The organism is Bacillus sp. AFS029533, assembly GCF_002585125.1.
Lineage (GTDB): Bacteria > Bacillota > Bacilli > Bacillales > Bacillaceae_G > Gottfriedia > Gottfriedia luciferensis_B.
The window spans coordinates 141,287-164,126 of record NZ_NUQC01000027.1; the positions used below are offsets into that span (position 1 = coordinate 141,287).

Consider the following 22,840-nt stretch of genomic DNA (forward strand, 5'->3'; position numbering starts at 1 on the left):
TTAAGAATAATTTTCCAATTTAATACAAAAGGTAATGACTATAAGGAGTGGGAAATTATGCCTTTAATTTTATCTGTTGGGAAAGCTGTGCCAAAATATAAAATCGATCAGGAAAATATAGTACCTTTTATTCGAGAACTTTTTTTGAAAAGATACCCTTCAATTGATCGTTTATTATCTGTATTTCAAAACGGCGAGATTCAAAGTCGATATATTTCTAAGGAGCTTTCTTGGTATAGCGAAGAGCATAGCTTTGAGCAAAAAAATCAGGCTTACACTGAAATCTCAATTGAATTATCAATAGAAGCTATTAAAAACTGTTTGACAAGTAATGAATTTCTATCTTCGGAAATTCAATATGAAAAAATAGATGGAATTATTTTTGTCTCTTCGACTGGTATTTCAACCCCTACAATTGATGCTCATATCGCAAATATCCTGCCATTTAATTCTTCGATTAAGAGAATTCCTATATGGGGCTTAGGGTGTGCCGGTGGTGCTAGTGGTATATCTAGAGCATTTGATTATTGTAAAGCCCATCCAAAGTCAAATATTTTACTAGTTGCAGTTGAATTATGTAGTTTAACATTTCAAAAAGAAGATCTTTCCAAAAGTAATATAATAGGAACTTCATTATTTGCTGATGGAGCAGCAGCGGTTTTAGTTATTGGCGATGAGAGTGAGTTGAAAAATCGAACGATCCATAAATCTTTACCGTCAATTGAACAAACTAATTCAACTCTAATGCCTAATTCATTAGACGTAATGGGATGGGATGTTCGGAATGATGGTTTATTTGTAATTTTTTCAAGGGATATTCCTTCGATCGTAAAAAATTGGTTACAACCAGTTGTTTCAAATTTTTTAACGCAATATGAACTAACAATTAGGGATATTACCCATTTCATTGCTCATCCTGGAGGAAAAAAAGTATTGGACGCATATATCGATTCATTAGATCTTTCCGAAGCGAATATCGAAATTTCCTTAAATATTTTAAAATCATATGGAAATATGTCATCTTGTACTGTGTTATTTGTGTTAAGTGAGTATATGAAGTTAGGAAAAACGAATGAGCACGGTCTTCTTTGTGCTTTAGGACCAGGGTTTAGTTCAGAGTTATCACTGTTAAAGTGGGTAGAATGCTAATGTTAAAGATTATTTTTTTATTCATCATCATTCAAAGAGTGATTGAGCTAGGCATAGCAAAGAATAATGAAAAAAAATTAAAAATGCGGGGCGCACTTGAATATGGCCAAGAGCATTATAAATTTTTTATCATCTTACATAGCATGTTTTTTATTTCAATTCTAATTGAGAATTATTTCATTCGATATATAGAAATTAGATTTTTTACTTTTCTCCTCATCGTTTTTATCATATTACAATTAGCAAGGGTATGGGTTATTTCAACATTAGGAGAAAGATGGAATACAAAAATAATAATTTTACCTAATGAAAAATTAGTAAAACGTGGGCTTTATAAGTATATCAAGCATCCAAATTATATAATCGTTACCATAGAATTATTAGTAATACCTATTATGTTTCATGCGTATATTACAACTGTAATCTTTTCAGTTTGTAATTTAATTTTATTAAAAGTAAGAATCCGAGAAGAAAATAAAGCGCTTTTACAATCAATCGAATAGTTATTGACAAATGGAAAATAACTGATTATGATTAATGTAGAATGAAAATCATTATCAACTTCGAAAGGTTGTGCGTCAAATGGTTCTTGGATTTGTGTCAGCTACAATTCTTTTATACTTTTTACTAACTAAATATGTACTTAAACAAGTTCAAAACTAGGTGATGTTACCTAGTTTTTTTTATTTTATATGCATATGCCTATACATTCTTCTTCCAAATTAATATATATGGGGATAAAATAATGCTAGGGAAATTATTTGAGAATGAAATGAAATGGGGAAATCACGTTGCAAAACACTAAGATTAACAGAGGGGAATTACTGAATAAGGTTTCTTCAGGTATCAATTTACTTTCTGACCAAGGTAATTCGAAGGAATTATTCCAATTAAAAAAATTAGCATACAAAATACAAAATAAGGAAAGTTATTACGTATTTTGTGGGCATTTTTCTGCTGGTAAGTCATCTTTATTAAATGATCTTTTACAAGTAGAAAAACTACCTACAAGCCCAATTCCTACAAGTGCAAACGTTGTAAAATTAAAAAATGGCGAAAGTAAAATGTTAATTACTCTTAAAGATGGTGAAATGTATCAGATTCAAGAGGATATTCAAGTAGATGAACTCAAAAAGTTAGCTTCTGATAGTGGTTCAATTATTGAACTCGAGTGGGCACAAGAACTATTTAAAATTCCAACTGGATCTGTTTTAATTGATACTCCAGGGATTGATTCAACAGATATGGATCATTTAGAGGCGACAAACTCAGTAATTCATCTAGCGGATAGTATTTTTTATTTAATGGATTATCAACATGTTCATTCGAAAACAAATATTGATTTTATTCATAATTTAGTTGAAAAAAATAATAAAGTTTGTTTAGTCATTACATGTATTGATAAACACGATGAAACAGAATTGACGTTTGAACAATTTAAACAAGGTGTAATTGGAAACTTGAAAAAACAAGGATTAGGCAACTTACAAGTTTTTTATATTTCTACAAGAAATAAATCTGTAGATAATAACGAATATAACCAGTTTTTAAATCATTTAAATGACTTATACAGTCATCAAGAAGTAGTACAAATTGAAAATGACTATGCAAGTTTTTTAACAATTATGAACGAACAAATACAACAACTTGAGAACGATTACATTGATCTCGATCAAAATGCTGATGAGATTAGATCCGTTTATAATGATTTAAATAGTGAAATTGAAGTTATTGAAACATCAGTTTCTACATTTGAGGAAAATTGTTTGCAGTCTACGCAACAAGTTCTTACTAATTCAAACATTACACCATTTGAAATGAGAGAATTAGCATCAAAATATTTAGAATCAGAAAAGGCATTGCAAAATAAAGGATTATTTCAATCTAGAAAAAAACTTGAAAATGCTTTACATGAATCTAAAAGTCAATTTATTCAAAAGGTAAAGGAATTAACAAATAAACAAATTGAGTATTTTGTAAAAGAAGCAGCAATTCGAACTGTAAAACAAATTGAAAATAATAAAATTGATAGTAGTGACTTTGATAATATCTTAGAGCCTAATTTGAGTGATGAGGTAATTTGTCCAAAGCCATCGCATTTGATTGATACAGGTGGAAACTATTTATTACAGTATACGAAGGAAGTAAGTGAAGGTATTAAGGCTGTATACCGTAAAAGTATTTCCGAATTTATTTACACACTTTCAAAAGAACTTAAAGTACAAAATGAATCAACTATTCTAAAATTAAAAAATCAAAAAAATGATTTGCAATCAAAAATAGATGGATTTGATGAATTAGATTTTAATAATCAAAAAATTTCACATATGGTTTCAGAAATTAAGACGATTTTAAATAATGATCAAGAAATAAATCAAGACTTGCCTGAAATTAAGCCTACTTTAATATCCGTAAGTGAATTAATTAATCACAAAATCTTAACTGTTCAAGCACCGGAAATAAAAGAAGAACTTATTACTGACATTGAACAAACTAATTCAAAAAAATATTCAAACGAAGAAATTCAAGCTAAATATGAGGTTGCTGATTTTATATTAGACGAATTAACTTCAAATAAATTTATACAGAGTAAAATCGGTATTCTAAAAGAAAAAAGAGAACAAATAAAATCAAACGAATACACAATTGCATTATTCGGAGCGTTTAGTTCAGGAAAAACATCGTATATAAATACTTTACTTGGCGATCGTGTATTACCTGTTTCTCCACACCCAACAACAGCGGCAATTTGTAAGATTAAACGCTCAACAGCTGAATCTGGTAATAAAAAAGCTGATGTGAGTTATAAATCAGAAGAATCTTTAAAAGAAGAGTTTCTTGATTTCTTTAAAAAATGGGGCGTAGAAGCAAATGAAAAAGAGTGGTTTAGTACCCTTCAAAATTTAATTAAGAAACAAAAGGATAAAATTCCTACTGATGCTTTCGTTTATGCAGAAAGCGTATGTCAAAATTATGAAGAAATGAGAAGTTTATTAGGTACAATTAAGCGATATGACTTAAGTGAGTATGTAAGTGTAATTAGTGAAGAAAATAGAGCATGTTTTGTAAAAGAAAGTACAGTTTATTTCGATTGTGAGATCACGTTAAGTGGGATTGTATTAGTGGATACACCAGGGGGAAATAGTATCCATTCAAGACATACTGAACTAGCATTCGACTATTTGAAAAAAGCTGATTTAATTCTATATGTTGCACATTATCAACATGCCTTTACACGTCAAGATGAATCTTTCTTAATGCAAATCGGGCGAATGAGAGAAAGCTTTGATAGTGATAAAGTTTACTTTGTGTTAAATGCTTCGGATTTAGCAAAGGATCAAAACGAAATCGAAATCGTGCAAAATTTCTTTGTAAACCAATTAACGAAACTAGGGGTTCGTTTCCCATCTGTGTTTGCTATTTCAAGTATGCTTCAGATGAAGGGATATGGTGATTTAGAGTTAAATTTAGAAATCGAGAATAATTATAAGAAATTAAATACGAAAATCCAAAATTTCTTCCAATTTGAGATTGCCAATGAAGTCTTTAAAACATTTATTAATGACCTATTAACAATTGAAAAAATCTTACGTGATACAATTAATCGTTTCGAAAGAATTAAACGTGAAAAAGATCAATTTTTCAACGAACTGGAGCAAATTCAGAAAAAAGTTAAAGAAGCGATTAAAAATGCAGAACCTACTAATTTACCTAGAGCATTTATGAAAGAAAACGAACAATTGATTTTCTTTATCGAAAAGCGTATTGAATTAAGGATGAGAGATTTATTCCCTTATTTCTTTAATCCAAGTGTTTTCAATAATACAACAAAAAATATTAAACAATTATTTGTAACGAAAATTCGTGAATTTATTTATGAAGTATTGGAAGAGATTTTAAAGGAATTAAGAGTAACTGGATTTAGATTAGAGAAGTTTTTAACGAATGAAATTTCAATGTCGCAAGATCGAGTAATTGGTGAAATACATTCTATTCAATCTGAATTTATCGTTCAAAAAAGTGAAATTAATGAAATCTTACCTGTTTCGATAAAAAATCCTGATCAATTTATTAATGTAGATCGTTTTGAAAGTTTAAAGAATTACTTCAAAAATCCAAAAAGCTTTTTTGTTGAAAACATGAAAGAAACGATGATTGATGAATGCATTAATGAGTTGAGAACACCATTAAAAGACTATTTAGCAAATATGAATAGCTTATTTACAGAGCATTATCACATTCAATATGTTGATGCATTAAATTCTGTATTGCTCAACTGTAGCAATCAAATCGAAAATGATGTTCAACAAACAATTAAAGCAACTGAAAACTTAAATGAAGTAGTAGTAGATGAAAAAGTATTAAACTTATTCAAAAAATTAATTTAATATGAGGGTGGACAATTAAAATTGAAAAACATTATTGATGTAAACATTGCAAATAAATTGCGCTTAAATAAAAATGTTGTATTTTTAGATTGTCGATTTCAATTGTCAAATCCTGAATATGGCTTAAGTGAGTATAAGAAAAATCATATTCCGCTTTCTCGTTATGTTGATTTAAATAATGACTTATCTAGTCCTGTACAAAAGCATGGAGGCAGACATCCGTTACCAAATTTAAATGTTTTTGGAAATCTTTTAGGAGATCTAGGGATCGATCATGATACGATTGTTATTTGTTATGACGATGGTACGAATGATAATGCCGCAAGATGTTGGTTTTTATGTAATTTGGTGGGGCATCAGTATACTTTTGTTTTAAATGGTGGTTATAAAAAATGGATGGAAAATGATTTTGAAGTAACGACAAAAATTGAAGAAGTCATACCTAAAAAATTCGAGATTAATGTCCAAGATTATATGATAACTTCGATGAATGAAGTTAAGGAGAATGGTGAAAAAGAAGATTTCAATTTAATTGATTCTAGAGAATTGATTCGTTATATTGGTGAATTTGAACCAATTGACCGAATTGCTGGTCATATACCTGGAGCAAAAAATTCATTTTGGAAAGATGTTTTAAATGAATCGGGAGAATTTAAAACAAAAGAAGAATTACAAGAACTATTCAATCCATTCAAGAATGGGGATGAAACAGTAGTTTATTGTGGCTCAGGTGTCACTGGCTGTGTAAATTATTTAGGATTAGTTGAAGCTGGATATACAAATGTAAAACTGTATCCAGGAAGTTTTAGTGATTGGATTTCTTATGAAGAAAATGTAGTGAAAAGGGAAAAATAATTAGTTGCAAAATAGTTTTAGTTGGTATAGAATGAGAATACAAATTAAACAAAACCTGCTGTGTGCGTTGTCAGTTTATGTCTTAAACCAATGATTTGTTTACCGGAAGACCAATATTTAAGTAACAACATCGTGCCTACATATAGGAGGATGAGCGTTACTTGTGAGGACATCCACCTTGGAGTTCGGTTTACTTAGACATAAATGAATAACGGCATTTGCGGGAAAAAAAACCATTCACATTTTGTGAATGGTTTTTTCTTCTTTATATAATTGCTTTTTACTTTTGGTCTTTCTAATTTGAGTTACGATCGTAGAAACTAAAATCAAGCTGCAACCGAATAAACCAATTTCTTGTAATCTTTCTCCACCATAATAATACCCAGTAATCGCTGCAAAAACTGGCTCGGTAGCGAGAATAATCCCTACTTCAGTCGCACTTATTGTACGTTGGGCAAACATTTGGATAAAGAAAGCTGCAGCGGTGCAAAAAATTGCTGTAAATAGAATTGAAAAAACAAAATATTTATTTGTCCATAATGCATGGTTGAAAATGACTTGCCAATCTTCAAAGATTAAAGCAAATGTCCATGAGGCTAAACCTACAAAAGTTATTTGTACAGTTGCCAGTTGTAGTGAATTATAATTCGGTGAGTAGATCGTTGAATAAATAATATGAAGAGCAAACGCAATCGCACTAAAAAAGGAAATAATATCACCAGAATTAAACTTGGAATTTGTTGATAGTGTTAATAAAAATAATCCGATGAAGGCAATGATTGCACATACATTTTCCCGTAAAGTTGGTTTTTTCTTATATTTAAAGAATAAAAGAAAAGGAACAATCGCAACACTAATACCTATTATAAAACCTGATTTGGATATCGACGTGTAATGTAATCCAAATGTTTGAAATACAAAGCCTAGAAATAAAAATAATCCGATAACGATTCCGGGGAAAATAAACCCAGCTTTTCCGCGATGTCTTTTATTATTTTTTCGATTTAATAAAGTTTGAACTGTAAATAATATAATTGCTGCTACTATAAATCGTAATGCATTAAATGTAAATGGTTGGACAAACTTAAGTGTTTCTTTAACAATGAAAAGCGAAGAACCCCAAATGAAGGACACAAAGAGTAAAGAAGAAAAAGCGATTAATTTATTTTTCATATCGTCCATTCCTTTTTTATTTTATAGCTTTTCGAGCAAGTTCATCAGCAACCTTATTTGCGCTTGATGGAATCCATTTAATAAAGAAAAGATCAAGTTGATTAATCAACTTAAGTGATTTCTCTAATAAAGGAATAAATAATTCGTTTTTCGAATATTTCTTATCAATACTTTCTTCAACGACTTTTGAATCTGTACGGAATGAAACCATTGCTAAATTGTTTTTGACACAATAATCTAGAGCAAGTAGTAATGCATGAAACTCAGCTTCATGATTAGACATCGAATCTAATGGAAAACTTAAAAAAACAGGCTCTTTAATTCCTTTTATGAAAATACCTGCACCTGAGGGCCCGGGATTTCCTTTGGAAGCTCCGTCAATATAAACTTCAATCATAGTAAACCTCCAACACTTATATATGTATCATTTTAGTATATATTCAAAAAAATGAAAACTTAAAAAATGAATTAAGTAATTTTATATTCAACCATAGGCTAGTCTAAAATAAAGAATAGAGAAGGTGTGTCGGATGAAGCTAAAAATCAGTTGGAAGTATCAAACTAAAAAGAAATATCAAATTACACTTGAAACTGAATGGTTAGAAATAAAAGAAGCACTACTTTTAGCGGAAGATTTCGAAAGTACAGGTAGAACAAGAGAAATTATCTTTTTAGATCAATTCGACACTGAGTGGACTAAAAAACAAGTAATAAAGTACTTAAAAGAGCTCGAAGAAGAACCTCATAATATTTCAATATTTTTTGACGGTGGATTTGATTTAGCAACATCTATATCTGGAATAGGGGTATGCTTATACTTTAGTCAAAATGGTAAAAACTATCGAAAAAGGTTTAATGAAAAATTAGATGGGTTAGTGACAAATAATGAAGCGGAGTTTGCTGCAATAGAAAATGCAATCCTACTATTAGAGGAAATGAATATAACTGGACAAACCATTGTCATTAAAGGAGATTCACAAGTGGTCATTAATCAATTAAATGGAGATTGGCCTTGTTATGAAGAACAACATGAACGATTCATAAATCGAATTGAAAGAAAATGTAAAAACTTAAAATTAACCTTACAATTAGAACTGATTAAACGTAATGATAATAAAGAAGCTCATAATCTAGCAACGCAAGCACTTAAAGGGAATAAGATAATAAGTACAATTGAAGTTACTTGAAGAGGTGAAATGAATTATGGAACGTAAAGAAATCTTGGACGAAATAGATACGTTAATAAAGACATATTGTGATGGATGTTTTGTCTATAAACATTTTAGAAAAGACCATAGCCAAAAATTCGCACAATCATTTTGTATTAATAAATGTACAATTGGAGAAAAAATAAAAACGATCGGTAAGCAATTAACTTCGGACTGTTAACTAGCCACTAACTTAGGTTAATTAAATTATCAAATTTTCTTAATAGGAGTAGAGTGATGTTGATTTNNCATAGGAGTCGAGCACCCTTCCGTTCCAATCAACTTACTCATCAAAAAAAAGTCTGCAATAAACCTTAAGCAAATAGCCTTTACTTAGAATAAGCTAACTGTTGGGTATTAAGTAGCTTTTAAGTCAATAAAACTGGAACATTAATTAAACTTATCAATTGAATTTGTTTTTCTAAAAATTAGCACATAATATTTTAAACTCTCAAAAAAATCATTGCTAGTGCTATTAGAATCATGAAATTGCTCAAACAGATTAACATTTAAAATCATTAAAAAATCATACAGAAAATGATAACTTCATCATTAATAAATGTTCATTTAAATGTCCGTTTCCCTATTGACAATTTTATTTTCAAAACTCTGAAAAGAAGGTCCAATTTAAAGTACCTTCATTTTTATGTTGTTGAAAAATGTAGTTTGTCAATTTAATAAGATTGTCTTGTTGTTTCTACTGAAGGATGCTCGCTTACCATGGGGCATGAGTTGAGCTTCCTCGTTCCAGAAGAACAAACTATCAATAAATTCTACTTAGCATTCCATTTTTCAATATAGACAAAGTCTTTTCAATACATTAAAAAAGAAGGTACTAATAAAAGTACCTTCTTTTTCATTATATCTGAGCTTCTCTTATTTGTTGCTCAATTTGCATTAAGTCTTCTTCTTGTTTCTGTAAAAACTCATCATCTAAATCAGTAGCAAGGCCTTTCATTTTTTCAAGCTGTTCTCTTGCTTGATTCACTGCAGTAGTTGCATCTGTTAATTGTTGTTCGTCCATGCTCATTGTTGCATAGCCCACAAGCTTTTGAGCAGCTTTAACTTTCATTTCAACATCCTCAAAATTATTAAAGTTTGACATAAACACCCTCCTTATTTCACTTCGTAGTATTCCCAAATATATTAGGAATCATGAAAAGGAAGAGGATTTTTTTGTTTAAGTATACTGAATAATTCTTATTATGATTTTTTGGGAAAAATAAAAAAGGACTGATAAAATCAGTCCTCTATGTAGTCAAGTTTATATTATAGCTTTACTACGTTAGCAGCTTGAGGTCCACGGTTACCTTCAACAATGTCAAAAGAAACTTCAGCACCTTCTTCTAATGATTTGAATCCGTCAGTTTGGATTGCTGAGAAATGTACGAATACATCGTCTCCACCTTCAACTTCGATGAATCCGAAACCTTTTTCATTGTTGAACCATTTTACTTTTCCTTGCATTTTTCTTTTCCTCCTAAAACATTGCACATGAAGCGCGAAAGAATTTCCATTTATTAATAATATTAATAATAAATGTTGAAATTAATATACAACTATTAAGAATATAAGTCAAGTAAGCGCTTAATATCAAAATATGCGTTCAATTGACTTAAAAATTTCATAAATAAAATAAAAAGTTAAAATGAATTTGTGAAATTATTCACAAATTAAAAAGTACATGATATACTACAACCAAGGTAAGAAGTTTAAATTACTATTAAGAATCAATCTTGATTTCACTTTATATAGAGACGGAGAGATGAAAAATGATTCATTGTGAATGGATTGAATTTAATATTGAAAATGATTTAATTACAGAGGAAAAATTTGAAGAAATGATGAATGATACTTTTCAAGCAATGATGGTTGACGAAAATAACTTTCCTCGATATATATGGACAGCTAACTACGTTGTGATTGTAACAAAACGAATTAAAATATTAGAAGAAGTAGAATTAATTCAAATACCACGTAATCCAGCTTGTAGTTAAAAGCTCCTAATGATGAAGAGAAGTAAAGGCAGTTAAAAGAGGGTGAATTCTTTTGGCACTGCCTTTTTCTGTTTCTTCCTGCTTTCCCTACCATTACTTAAGTTATATAATAACTATATCTATCAAATAAAGTGATAACAAAATTAGTTTAAATTGTGAGGAAGAAAATGAAATTAATTATTGCCGAAAAGCCTGATCAAGGTTTAAAGCTTGCAGCCCCTTTTAAGTTCCAAAAGAAAAAAGGGTTCTTAGTCATTCAACCTAACGAGTTTTTTCCAAAGGGTGCTTATTTAACTTGGGCTATTGGACATTTATGTGAGTTATTATCACCCGAAGAATATGATGAAAAATGGAAAAAGTGGTCATTAAATACTTTGCCAATTATACCTAATCGCTTTGGACATAAAGTATCAAAAGGAAAATGGGATCAATTTTCAATCATTAAGAATTTAGTCCATTTAGATGAGGTAACTGAAATAATTCTTGCAGGTGACTGTGAACGGGAAGGAGAACATATCGTTCGCCTTATTTTAAATTTAGCTGGAAATAAAAAACCAATGAGAAGACTATGGATTTCGTCATTAACAGAAAATGCTGTTAAAAAAGGATTTAGTCAACTATTGGATGAAAGTGAAACAAAAAGCTTATTCTTTGAGGCATATAGCCGTGCATGTGCTGATTGGTTAGTTGGGATGAATGCCTCAAGAGTATATTCATTACATTTACAAAAAAAAGGAATCCAGGATGTATTTTCGTTAGGAAGAGTTCAAACACCTACATTAGCTCTTATTGTCAAAAGAGAACTTGAGATTGAACGGTTTAATTCCGAACCATATTGGGAGGTTTTTGCTACATTTCAATTTGATAAGCAAAAGTTTTTTGGTAAATGGCATAACGAATTAGAATCTAAAATTATGTCAAAGGAATTAGCTGAAAAAATTGCTAGCTTTTGTGAAAATAAAAACGTAAAAATTACTGATATTGAGCAAGAAAGAAAAGAGTTTCAACCACCTTTTCTTTATAATTTATCGGCACTCCAAGCTGATGCAAACAGTAAATATAAATTTTCACCACAAAAAACACTCGAGATTGCACAAAAACTTTATGTCAAAGGGAATATTTCATACCCTCGTTCAGACTCAAGTTTTATTACGAAAGAAGAAGCAATGATGCTCCCAGATATATTGAAAAAACTTGAAAATATTGAGCAATTTTCAAAATTCTTTCCTCTGCCAAATCAATCAATATTAAATAATAGTCGTTTCGTTAATGAGAAAAAGGTCACTGATCACTATGCAATTATTCCTACTGAGCAAGTACCAAATGTCCATAAAATGAATGATGAGGAATTGAAAATATATGAATTAATTGTAAATCGTTTAATTAGTGCACATTATCCTAATTCAATTTTTGATTATACAACAATTCATACGTTAGTAGACTCTCGAGCGACTTTTATTTCAAAAGGGAAAATAATGGTTCAAGAAGGTTGGCGTAAAGTCATATTCGAAAAATCAAAAGAAAAAAATACAGAGGAACAAAATTTACCTGTTGTTGAAACTGGGCAAGAAGGAATTGTTAAAAAGGTAGAGGTAAAAGAAAAGAAAACTCAAGCACCTAAACGATATACAGAGGGACAATTAATAACATTAATGAAGTCTGCCGGAAAACATATTGATAATCCCGAATTAACGAAAATTTTAAATAAAACTGAAGGACTAGGTACTGAGGCAACAAGGGCTGGTATTATTGGTACTTTAAAAAATAGAAAATATATTGACGTTAAGAAAAATCAAGTTTTCGCTACAGATAAAGGGAAGCTTATCATTTATGCCCTAGGGGAAAATATTTTAACTTCACCTGAAATGACGGCAAAATGGGAACAGAGATTAAGTGAAATTGGTGAAGGAAAAGCAAGTAGTCTTGAGTTTATGGAACAAACCAAAAAATTAACTGAAAAAATAATACTTGATGCATATGAAAACGAAAAGATATGGAATTTTTCAGAATTTAAAATTGAAGAGATGCAAAATTCGAAGTTTGGGCCGAAGAAAAAATCAACTAGTGTAGGAAAATGTATTAAATGCGGTGGTAAAATGATCGATAAAGGATCATTTTATGGTTGTGATCAATTCCAAAAAACAAAATGTGAAGTTACAATTTCAAAAAAAATATTAGGAAAAACAATTACAAAGGCGCTAATAAAGCAGTTGTTAAACGGTGAGACTACAGAAGTTATTAAAGGATTTTCAAAGGATGGCAAAGAATTTGAGGCTTCTTTAAAGTTTAATGAATCAGGAAAGATTATGTTTATCCAAAATTCCATTAAATAAAGTGAGGCATAATGTAATTTAACTAGTCAATTCTATTTTTTATTGCATATACTTATATACAATGATAATAGGAGGATTAGAGTGAAGGAATTCTATAGCAATGAACAAGTTTTTCTAACTGGTGGAATTGTTCCTTCCGTCTATTCATTATGTATAGACTGTAATCGGAAAATTGTACATGTCCTTGACTTGGATCGTGTGGGCACTAGGCCTGTATGTGTATCATTTTCTAACAGTTTTGCAGAAAATATTTTTGAACAAATAAGCTTATCAACGTTAGGAAGTTACTTAGAATACCAATACTTAATTTATACTACAGAAGGTATTGTAACAAAGTGGAAAAATAACGAACTAGTAGCCTTAACTAATTTAGATGAATGTAAGCCGGAATTCATTAGTTTAATGAAAGAAAGAAGAAATACATGGTCTAAATATAAAGCTTTATACAATCGAAAATAAATAAAAAGGATTACTCGTTGATTTTTAGAGTAATCCTTTTTCAATTTGGAATCAAAATTAGAACTTATCCAATCTAACAAGAACTTTGGAACCGGCATATTCCTGTCTTTTCCTGTCTTTATTTGTTAAACTATCAACATATCATAAATTAGAAGGTGACAAAATGATTTGTTTTTTAGAAAATACCTTTCAAATAAAATTAGAAAAAAATGATAAAGGTGATTATCCGATTATTGTGACTGACGAAGGAATATATAGTGAGATGAGTCTGAAAGATAAACCAAGCACATATGTTAAGTTTATTATAAATGAATACGACGAGTTAACGATTGATTGGTATATCGAAAATGAAAATCGCTTCTCAGTAAAAAGCCTACAAGTTCATCAAATGATTTTAATAAACGATCATGATGAAAATTCAATTCAATTTGTATTAGAACGTTGGCAAAGTAGGATGTTTAAGATTCAATGGAAACCAAAGTTACACATTGAATTTGGTTTATATTATGAAGTTTGCGATGATTGCGATTAAGATGATTTTTTAGGTTTTAGTAAGGTTAGGATTACAAGAAAACTAATCCAACCGATAAGTGGATAAAGGAATGTTAATAATGGTCCATAGCCAATAATGCTAATAAACAAGCAGCAAATTAATAATAAGATAACGACTAAATTTGGGTTTAATCGGATATAAGAATTAATTTGTCTAGACATCCCATATATGTTTCCAACTAATGTGGTGAAAATTTCAGCTAGAATAACCATTAGGAAAAAGTAATAGAAAATTGGATGGATTTTTTTGATTACCTCTACCATTGGAATTTCATATTGTTGAAAATTGGTTACACCTGATACGTTCAAGTGAATTAGTAATAAAATAATTCCTAATATTAGACCACCTAATACACCGCCTTGAACAATAGAAGACTTTTCTTTACATTCAAAACCAATCGGTACTAAAACTGCCTGGGCTAATGCCATATTTAAACAAACATAGGTTATTGGTTTTGTAAAAACTGTATAGTTAAGTGTATTAAAAGAAGGTAAAATATGGTCTAGTGTTATTTCATGCATCGTAAATGGTAAATGTGAGTTGATGAAAACTGCAACGATAAAAGCACACATAATTGGGACTACCGTATTATTTAGACTGAATAAACCACTTGTCCCTTTTCTTAAAACCAAAAAAGTCAAAATGATAAAAAATATTGATCCGATAAATGAATCAAAATGTAAGTAATTTTTAAATACAGCCCCAGCACCAGACAACATAACACTTGTAACGCCAATTAAAACAAAGAATAATAAGCCATTAATAATATTTCCTCCGACTTCTCCAAACAATAGTACATTAAATTGTTGAGCAGAATTTAATTTATATGTATGAGCGATTGTCATAATTTTAGTTCCAAACCAACAAAATAATATAGTCGCAAAAAGGATCCCCAATGCACCATATACCCCGTTAATTGAAAAGAACTCTACAATTTCTTTACCAGTGGCAAATCCTGCTCCAATCACTGTTCCGACATACGTAAAGGCTATATTTCGAGCTTCTTTACTAAAGTTGAATTTCATAGGAAGTCCTCCTAAATGTAGTACTAAATTGTATGATACATTTTAGGAAAATAGACATGCTCCCTTTGTAAAATTTTATAAACAAATTAATTAAATGCATTGATCGGGATAGATTTATATGAAGAAGGAAGTACCAATTAAAATTCAATTTACGCATTTTTTTAATTATGTTAAAGTGAGAAGGTTAGGGGGACGGACATCATGAATATACTTAAATGGAATTTTAATATGAAGATTCGGCTTGTAGCTGAGTTTTTCTTTGGATTATTCTTTTGGATGTATTTACCATTTTTAGCGATTTATTTTGCTGAAGAATTAGGTAAAGTAACAGCAGGGATCTTACTTATGTGCTCTCAAGCTGTTGGGGTATTTGCAAATTTAATCGGTGGATATTTGGCTGATACGTATGGTCGAAAACGAATGATGGTCATTTCAGCTTTCATTCAAGCTGGAGGAATGATTTTGCTAACAATTGCAAATTCACCAATTTTAAATTCTCCATGGCTAACTTTTTTAGGGTTTGCAATAATTAGTGTCACAGGAATGCTCTATAATCCAGCAAGTTCGGCTATGGTAGCAGATACGGTTGAAGATAAAGATGAAAGAAACTTAGTCTTTGCTGTTTTTTATACGATGATAAATATTAATGTAGTAATCGGACCAATTATCGGAGGCATTTTATTTTTCAAAGCAAGATTTTTATTATTTGCTACATCTTCATTGATCTTTTTAATTGTCGCTTTTATGATTCTACTATTAATAAAGGAGTCATTACCAGACTCTGTAAGACAAGAAAAAGAAGCGTCTATTTCAAAAGTTTTAATGAAACAAGTAAAGAATTACCGTATAATCTTTACTGATAAGGTTTTTTTCTTATTTGTGGCAGCTGGTATATTAATCTCTCAAACTTTTACTCAATTAGATTTATTACTAGCGGTTTATATAAAAGAAAGTATACCTGTTCAAACATTATTTAGTTTTAGCGATTTTACTTTAACGACAAATAGTGAAACATTATTTAGCTGGGTCATAGCTGAAAACGGTTTAATCGTAGCATTATTTACAGTTTTAGTAACGAAATTTGCCAATAAGTTTAATGAAAGATTTTTATTTTTTGCATCATCTGTTTGTTATGCTTTATCTATGTTATTGTTTGGATTCACGTTATCAGCCTATGTTATTTTTATTGCAATGGCACTCTTCACTTTAGGTGAGATATTAGTTGTAGGAAATCAGAACTCATTTATTGCAAAAATTGCTCCTGAAAATCAACGTGGACAGTATTTTGCAGCAGCAGGTTTAAGATGGTCCCTCGGGCGAACTATTGCTCCATTGACGATTCCACTAGCTGGGCTAATTGGATATAAATGGACATTTAGCATAATTTCGATCTTAGCTTTGATTGGAGCATATTTATTTGAATTGATGTTTAAAGAAATCAAGAAAAAACCTGAACCGTTTTCTGATCATATGAAGGTAGGATAAGTAGTAGGAAAAGAGGACCCAACTCAGTGGGTCCTCTTTTTAACGGTTATTTAAAGTCTTATCTAATGTGTCGATATTTTCTTGCATTAAGTCGAAATAATCTTTATGTTTCTTTAAATCATCCTCTGAAATAGTTGCAAGGTGGTTAAGTCTTAAGATTTCAGCATGGGTTTCATTTTTTACAACTGTTGCTACTTTTGGTGTAGCAAATGTTTCAAACAATATATATTTGACATGATGTTCTTTTACAAAATCAACAACTTTCTTTAGATCCTTCTGTGATGGCTCTTGAGAAGGGGATAGTCCTGTGATTGGGATTTGTTCAATTCCGTAATGTTGTTCCAAATATCCATAAGCTGCATGTGAAACGACAATATCTTTACGTGCAGAATGTAAAACTAAATTTCTTAATTCATTATCAAGTTCATCAAATTGATTTTCAATTTTATCATAATTTGCATCAAAGTACTGTTTGTTTTTCGGCATTAATTTAACTAATTCATCTCTAATATTTTGTGCTTCAATTTTTGCACGAGATGGATCTAGCCAAACATGTGGATCAACGTCATGATGATCTTCATCTTCCTGAATTTCTTCTTCGTTTGACTTTATTAATTCAATATTTTTAGTTGCCTCTAAGATTGCAACATGATTATTTTTAAGTGTATCTTTGATTTTATCTGCAAAAGGTTCCATACCTGCACCATTGTAAACAAATAAATCGGAGTTTGCGATTTTTACTATTTGTTTAGAAGTTGGTTCAAAATCATGAGTATCAACACCAGTAGGATAGATGGAATGTACATCAACGTATTTACCACCAATTTTTTCAGCAAAATCTTGTAAAGGATAGATGGTTGTATAAATCGTTAGTTTATTTTTATTTTTTGTACTTTGCTGATGCGTGTCTTTATTGCAAGCTGACAGAACTGCACTTGTTAATAGCAAAGTCGTTATTGCTAATTTTTTAAATTTCATTTTTTTCTCTCCCTAAAAAATTAATCATTTTAGTATTTTATAATGAGGTCGTTAATAAACGAATAAAGTTAAAATATTTTAATTAATTCGTAATCATTCCTTTTTATATTTTAAAAAAAATATAAGATCATTCTTATCAATCTTATAAGTATATAAAATTTATCATATATTCAAAATCGTAATAAATACGATTTAATCCTTTGTCATTATAGAACAGTAATTATTAATGTGCAAGAAAAATGCGATTTAAAAAAATTAAAATAAAAAAAAGTATGCTTTGATGAAAAACAATGCATCAAAACATACTTTGTATTAAGACTTTCTTTTTAAACGGAATTTACGTGGTTTCTTATTTTCATTCCTTGATTGTTTCTTTTTACTTTTGAAAAATTGAAAGAAAATAAAGAAGATGTAAAGCGGAATTGCTATATAAATAAAGAATGGCCACTGTTCTTTTTTAGCGTGCCATACTAGATATAATGCGTATCCTAAAAAAATCGTAATAATTGTAGCATATTTAGGAATCGGAATATCTTTAAAGCTTGGGATTTTTATTCTACTAACCATTAAGAATGCTAATGCAACAAAAACTGTTATGATGACGATTTGTGGAATGCGACTTCCAAATAACGTTAAAAAGGCAACAAGACCACCAGCTGCTGTAATTGGTACTCCTGTAAAATATTTTAGTGAAGTTGAAATCGGTGTAACATTAAATCTTGCTAATCGATATGCCCCAAACAGTGGGAATAAACCTGCAATTCCTAGACCAAAGATACCTTCAGTAGAAAATTGTGTACAATATACTAAATAGGAAGGTGCAACTCCAAAAGTAACTATATCAGCTAAAGAGTCTAGTTCTTTTCCTAATTGTGATTGGACTCCTAAAACTCTAGCAACTCGACCGTCCATACTATCGAGCATCATTCCTATTAAAATAAGAATTGCGGCATTTCTAAATTCTCCTTTAGCTGCAAATCCGATCGATAGAAACCCACAATATAAATTCCCTAGAGTAAAAAGGTTTGGAATACTTTTTCTTATCATACATTCACTTCCTAAAATTGATATAAAAAATAGATATGTTCAAATTCAATAAGTTATATTATAACCCAAAATTTAGTAATAATGGAATCTAATAATTAAGTTCATAAAATGTTTCTAGAATCGACATAAAGTCTTTTGAAAATTGTCGTATTTTGCGCCGATAAAATATGTGAATAGTATTACAATTATATTGCACTACACTAATATTAATAAAAAATATGATAATTGAACTAGGAATTTGGGGGAATTTAATAAAAAATAAATTAAATATTAAAAAAATACTTTTTTTTCTGAAAAATATGTAGTATATTGAAAAAGTAAAAAGTGATTTTTCAGAAAAATAAGTAAATTATAAAATGATAAATCACTAATATATGGAGGTGCTCTAATGAAGCGTAGATTAGCAACAACTGTTTCAAGTTTATTGGTACTAAGTACGGTACTAGCAGCTTGTGGCAAAGACACAGAAAAAACAGCAACTAACTCACAGAAGGATAAGAAGCAAACGTTAAGGTTAACTACAACTACTGAGATTCCTTCAATGGATTCAGCAAAAACTACTGATTCAATGTCATTTGAAGTTTTAGACAATGTAAATGAAGGTTTACTTCGTTTAGGAGAGGGTGACGAAGTAGTAGACGGAGTTGCTAAGAAAGATTCGGTTGAAGTTAGTAAAGATGGTCTAACATATACATTCCATTTACGTGATACACAATGGTCAAATGGTGAGCCTGTAACTGCTAATGATTTCGTTTATGGTTGGCAACGTGCTGTAGATCCAAAAACTGCATCTGAATATTCATTCATTTTATACTATGTGAAAAATGCTGAAGCAATTTTCAATGGTAAAATGCCAAAAGACCAATTAGGTGTGAAAGCACTAGATGATAAAACTTTACAAGTAACGCTAGAACAACCAACTCCTTATTTCTTACAATTAACTACTTTTGGGACATACTTACCAGAAAACCAAAAGTGGGTTGAGTCTAAAGGAAATCAATATGGTTTAGAAGCAAATACTCAATTATACAATGGTCCGTTTACTTTAAGTGAGTGGAAGCATGAGCAAAGCTTTACATTAAAGAAGAATCCAAAATATTGGGACAAGGATTCAGTTAAGTTAGATGAAATTAAATACAATGTAGTTAAAGATACTTCTGCTGCAGTTAACTTATATGAAAACGGCGATATTGATAAAGTAATGCTTGATTCGGAGTATGTTGATAAATATAAAAATGACCCTGAATACAAAACTCAATTAGATGCTCGTTTAGTATTCTTCCGTTTCAATGAAAAACTACCAATCTTTAAAAACGCTAAAGCTCGTAAAGCATTTGATTTAGCTTATGATAAATCAGCTATTACATCTTCAATTTTAAATGATGGTTCTAAACCAGCTTATTGGTTAGTACCTTCTGAGTGGGTAAAAGGACCAGATTCTAAAGACTTCCGTGACCATAACGGCGATTTCAATAAATATAATGTTGAAGAAGCTAAAAAGTTATGGGCTGAAGCTAAGAAAGAACTTGGTAAAGATACATTTGAGTTAAAAATGCTTTCATATGATGATACAACTCGTAAAAAAGCTGCTGAGTATGTAGCTGGTGAGCTTGAGAAGAATTTACCTGGTTTAAAAATTACGGTAGCTCCACAACCGTTTGAAATCAAACTTGATAACGAGAAAAAATTAGACTACGACTTCTCATTCTCAGGTTGGGGTCCGGACTATCCAGATCCAATGACATTCATTGATATGTTCATATCTAACAGTCCATTCAATGAAATGGCATACAACAATCCAAAATATGATGAGCTTGTAGCTGCTGCTAAGAAAGAAGCAGACCCTCAAAAACGTTGGGATGATATGGTAGAAGCTGAAAAAGTAATTATGGATGAGGCTGGTATTTCACCAATTTACCAACGTGGCCGTGCATATTTACAAAAAGATTCAGTTAAAGGGATTATTGCGCACAAATTTGGCGGAGATTTCTCTTACAAGTGGGCATCTAACGAAAAATAATAATTTACACTGTAAAGAGAAGGGACAACCCTTCTCTTTTTTTAGAAATTTAGTTTTAAACTGAAAATTATATTTTCTTTATTAAGTGAATAAGTCTGAAATTAAAAGTGAATGTTAAAAGGTGTCCAGGCGGATCACTTTTTTAGCTAAGTACAGATTAATATTGGACTTGAAAAAAATTAAAATGGAAAAATATGATTTAACTAAAAAGTAGACATATTTGTCCAACTTTAATCATTTATTGAAATTGGGGCTATTATTAATAGTTTTGATTTAATATGCAAAAAAAGACGTCAAAATGTAGTTTTTAATTACAAAAAAGTAAAGATTTATTTAAATTTATTAATTTTTTTGAAAAAAATGTCGATTTTTTGTTGATATTTTCAAAAAAGTATGTAAAATAAGAATTAAGTTAAAGGTTATTAACTATTCGGATAATATAAATTATTTGAATATTTTAATAGTTTTTAAGTCTAATTGTTTAATTTTGGGGAGGCAATCTAATGAAAAAGAAGGTATCGTATTTTCTATCTTTATCTGTTGCTGTGAGCATGCTTTTAACTGCATGTAACTCAGACAAATCAAATGAAGGTAAAAAAGAAACAGCAAAAGCAAAACCACAAGTATTAAACTTACTAGGCGGAGCTGAACTACCAAGTTTAGATTCAAGTACTAGTACAGATGCTGAATCTTTCAACGTTTTAGGTAACATTATGGAAGGTTTAAACACGTTAGGTAAAGATGATGCTGTACAACCAGGTATGGCAGAATCTTTTGATAAATCAGCTGATGGTTTAACTTATACATTCCACTTACGTGATGCTAAATGGTCTAATGGTGACCCTGTAACTGCAGGAGACTTCGTTTACGGATGGAAACGTGCTGCAGATCCTAAAAATGCATCTGAGTATGCATTCATGTTGAATGTATTACAAAACGGTGAAGATGTTACTACTGGTAAAAAACCAGTTGATCAATTAGGAGTTAAAGCTGTTGATGATAAAACTTTAGAAGTTAAATTAGCAAAAGCTATTCCATATTTTGATTCTTTAGTAACGTTCCCAACATTCTTTCCTTTAAATCAAAAATATGTTGAATCTCAAGGTAAAAACTACGGTTTAGAAGCAGCTAATTTAATTTTCAATGGTCCATTCGAATTATCTGAGTGGAAACATGATGAAAGCTACAAGTTAGTTAAAAACCCTGACTACTATGATGCTAAAGACGTAACATTAAAAGAAGTTAACTTTAAAATCGTAAAAGACCCACAAACTGGCGTTAACTTATATGAGTCTGGTGATGTTGACCGTGCTGGTTTAACTGCAGAGTTTGTTGACAAATATAAATCTAGCCCTGACTACGGAACAACTAAAGAGCCAACTGTATTCTTCTTACGTGTAAACGAATCGAAAAATCCAGCTCTTAAAAACGTTAACATCCGTAAAGCTTTAAACGAAGCATTTGACCGTGAAGCAATCACTAGCGTAATCTTAAATAACGGTTCAGTACCTTTATACGGTTTAGCTCCAAGTAACTTCTTAGATGCTAATGGTAAAGACTTCCGTGATGCTTCTGGACAACTTGTAAAATACGATCCAGCTGATGCTAAAACATTATGGGAACAAGGATTAAAAGAAATCGGTAAGAAAGATGTTTCAATCGAATTATTAGGTTCTGATACTGAAACTAACAAAAAAATCAGTGAGTACCTACAAGGTGAATTCACTAAAAACTTACCAGGTTTAAAAATTAACATTAAATCAGTTCCATTTGCACAACAATTAGACTTAAACTCTAAGAAAGATTATGACATCTCATTCGGCGGATGGGGTCCAGACTACAAAGACCCAATGACATACTTCGATATGTGGACTAGTCAAAGCCCATTCAACCAAATGGGATTCTCTAACAAAGAGTATGATAAGTTAATCTCACAAGCTGGTTCTGAGTTCTTATTAGATCCAACTAAACGTTCTGATGCATTCTTACAAGCAGAGAAAATCTTAGTACAAGACAATGCTGCAATTCTTCCAATTTACCAACGTGCTATTGCATACGTTATGAAGCCAAAAGTAACTGGATTAATTGAGCATGCATTCGGACCAGATTACACTTACAAAAACGTTGTAATTAAATAATTAAGAAATGATAAAAGGCTGTTCTAATGTCA

The 22,840-nt window shown here is 30.4% G+C and carries 20 protein-coding genes and 1 other RNA gene; 14 read left to right on the forward strand and 7 right to left on the reverse strand.

Annotation, left to right across the window (positions count from 1 at the left end; all coding sequences use genetic code 11):
* Positions 1 to 57 precede the first annotated feature (57 nt).
* The 5 genes from COE53_RS16180 to ssrS all read left to right on the forward strand — a co-directional run bounded on the left by COE53_RS16180 (position 58) and on the right by ssrS (position 6,623).
* Entirely contained in the window at positions 58 to 1,149 is a 1,092-nt protein-coding gene (locus tag COE53_RS16180) for a type III polyketide synthase (RefSeq protein ID WP_069031953.1), read from the forward strand.
* Positions 1,149 to 1,652, forward strand: coding sequence for an isoprenylcysteine carboxyl methyltransferase family protein (locus tag COE53_RS16185; RefSeq protein ID WP_069032252.1), 504 nt, complete (start codon positions 1,149 to 1,151; stop codon positions 1,650 to 1,652). The genes COE53_RS16180 and COE53_RS16185 overlap by 1 nt, the downstream gene beginning before the upstream one ends.
* 288 nt (positions 1,653 to 1,940) lie before the next feature.
* Positions 1,941 to 5,537 carry a dynamin family protein gene (locus COE53_RS16190; protein WP_069031954.1) on the forward strand — a complete coding sequence of 1,199 codons (3,597 nt, stop codon included), beginning with the start codon at positions 1,941 to 1,943 and terminating at the stop codon, positions 5,535 to 5,537.
* A 30-nt stretch (positions 5,538 to 5,567) separates the two neighbouring features.
* Positions 5,568 to 6,392, forward strand: coding sequence for a sulfurtransferase (locus COE53_RS16195; protein WP_069032253.1), 825 nt, complete (start codon positions 5,568 to 5,570; stop codon positions 6,390 to 6,392).
* 49 nt (positions 6,393 to 6,441) lie between these two features.
* Positions 6,442 to 6,623: non-coding RNA, 6S RNA (gene ssrS, locus COE53_RS16200), on the forward strand.
* Positions 6,624 to 6,629: 6 nt separating this feature from the next.
* On the opposite strand, the gene COE53_RS16205 is transcribed toward ssrS, so the two are convergent.
* Complete coding sequence (locus COE53_RS16205) at positions 6,630 to 7,565, reverse strand: DMT family transporter (RefSeq protein ID WP_069031955.1); 936 nt, start codon at positions 7,563 to 7,565, stop codon at positions 6,630 to 6,632.
* Positions 7,566 to 7,581: 16 nt separating this feature from the next.
* Positions 7,582 to 7,962, reverse strand: a complete 381-nt coding sequence (locus COE53_RS16210) for a reverse transcriptase-like protein (RefSeq protein WP_069031956.1) — start codon at positions 7,960 to 7,962, stop codon at positions 7,582 to 7,584.
* A gap of 133 nt (positions 7,963 to 8,095) precedes the next feature.
* Between COE53_RS16210 and COE53_RS16215 the strand changes: the two genes are divergently transcribed.
* Both COE53_RS16215 and COE53_RS16220 read left to right on the forward strand, forming a co-directional pair.
* Positions 8,096 to 8,752 (forward strand): reverse transcriptase-like protein, encoded by a 657-nt coding sequence (locus tag COE53_RS16215; RefSeq protein ID WP_098948375.1) that lies wholly within the window; start codon positions 8,096 to 8,098, stop codon positions 8,750 to 8,752.
* A 16-nt stretch (positions 8,753 to 8,768) separates the two neighbouring features.
* Entirely contained in the window at positions 8,769 to 8,954 is a 186-nt protein-coding gene (locus tag COE53_RS16220; protein WP_069031958.1) for a zinc-finger domain-containing protein, read from the forward strand.
* A 678-nt stretch (positions 8,955 to 9,632) separates the two neighbouring features.
* Here the strand turns inward: COE53_RS16220 and COE53_RS16225 are convergent.
* Together COE53_RS16225 and cspD are read right to left on the reverse strand one after the other, a co-directional pair.
* Complete coding sequence (locus COE53_RS16225) at positions 9,633 to 9,878, reverse strand: DUF2564 family protein (RefSeq protein WP_069031959.1); 246 nt, start codon at positions 9,876 to 9,878, stop codon at positions 9,633 to 9,635.
* 164 nt (positions 9,879 to 10,042) lie between these two features.
* Entirely contained in the window at positions 10,043 to 10,240 is a 198-nt protein-coding gene (gene cspD / locus COE53_RS16230) for a cold-shock protein CspD (protein WP_056466512.1), read from the reverse strand.
* Between the two features lie 305 nt (positions 10,241 to 10,545).
* Between cspD and COE53_RS16235 the strand changes: the two genes are divergently transcribed.
* From COE53_RS16235 to COE53_RS16250, 4 genes are all read left to right on the forward strand, one after another.
* On the forward strand, positions 10,546 to 10,770 hold the full coding sequence (locus COE53_RS16235; protein WP_069031960.1) for a hypothetical protein: 225 nt from the start codon (positions 10,546 to 10,548) through the stop codon (positions 10,768 to 10,770).
* Positions 10,771 to 10,937: 167 nt separating this feature from the next.
* Positions 10,938 to 13,103: a DNA topoisomerase III gene (locus COE53_RS16240; protein WP_069031961.1), complete on the forward strand. Its 2,166-nt coding sequence runs from the start codon at positions 10,938 to 10,940 to the stop codon at positions 13,101 to 13,103.
* A gap of 81 nt (positions 13,104 to 13,184) precedes the next feature.
* Positions 13,185 to 13,562, forward strand: coding sequence for a hypothetical protein (locus tag COE53_RS16245; RefSeq protein ID WP_069031962.1), 378 nt, complete (start codon positions 13,185 to 13,187; stop codon positions 13,560 to 13,562).
* 163 nt (positions 13,563 to 13,725) lie between these two features.
* Positions 13,726 to 14,094, forward strand: a complete 369-nt coding sequence (locus COE53_RS16250) for a DUF3979 family protein (protein ID WP_069031963.1) — start codon at positions 13,726 to 13,728, stop codon at positions 14,092 to 14,094.
* Here COE53_RS16250 and COE53_RS16255 read toward each other — a convergent pair.
* Entirely contained in the window at positions 14,091 to 15,140 is a 1,050-nt protein-coding gene (locus COE53_RS16255; RefSeq protein ID WP_069031964.1) for a YkvI family membrane protein, read from the reverse strand. The two genes, COE53_RS16250 and COE53_RS16255, sit on opposite strands and share 4 nt — an antisense overlap.
* A 201-nt stretch (positions 15,141 to 15,341) precedes the next feature.
* Here COE53_RS16255 and COE53_RS16260 point away from each other — a divergent pair, with 201 nt between their 5' ends.
* On the forward strand, positions 15,342 to 16,625 hold the full coding sequence (locus tag COE53_RS16260) for an MDR family MFS transporter (RefSeq protein WP_069031965.1): 1,284 nt from the start codon (positions 15,342 to 15,344) through the stop codon (positions 16,623 to 16,625).
* Positions 16,626 to 16,664: 39 nt separating this feature from the next.
* Here the strand turns inward: COE53_RS16260 and COE53_RS16265 are convergent, their stop codons facing one another.
* A complete protein-coding gene (locus tag COE53_RS16265) occupies positions 16,665 to 17,603 on the reverse strand; it encodes a metal ABC transporter substrate-binding protein (protein ID WP_069031966.1) in 939 nt (312 codons plus the stop codon).
* Between the two features lie 312 nt (positions 17,604 to 17,915).
* Positions 17,916 to 18,650, reverse strand: coding sequence for a CDP-diacylglycerol--serine O-phosphatidyltransferase (pssA, locus tag COE53_RS16270; RefSeq protein ID WP_069031967.1), 735 nt, complete (start codon positions 18,648 to 18,650; stop codon positions 17,916 to 17,918).
* Positions 18,651 to 19,038: 388 nt separating this feature from the next.
* Here pssA and COE53_RS16275 point away from each other — a divergent pair, with 388 nt between their 5' ends.
* Together COE53_RS16275 and COE53_RS16280 are read left to right on the forward strand one after the other, a co-directional pair.
* Complete coding sequence (locus COE53_RS16275; RefSeq protein WP_069031968.1) at positions 19,039 to 20,670, forward strand: peptide ABC transporter substrate-binding protein; 1,632 nt, start codon at positions 19,039 to 19,041, stop codon at positions 20,668 to 20,670.
* Between the two features lie 503 nt (positions 20,671 to 21,173).
* Positions 21,174 to 22,808 carry a peptide ABC transporter substrate-binding protein gene (locus COE53_RS16280; protein ID WP_069031969.1) on the forward strand — a complete coding sequence of 545 codons (1,635 nt, stop codon included), beginning with the start codon at positions 21,174 to 21,176 and terminating at the stop codon, positions 22,806 to 22,808.
* Positions 22,809 to 22,840: the final 32 nt, after the last annotated feature.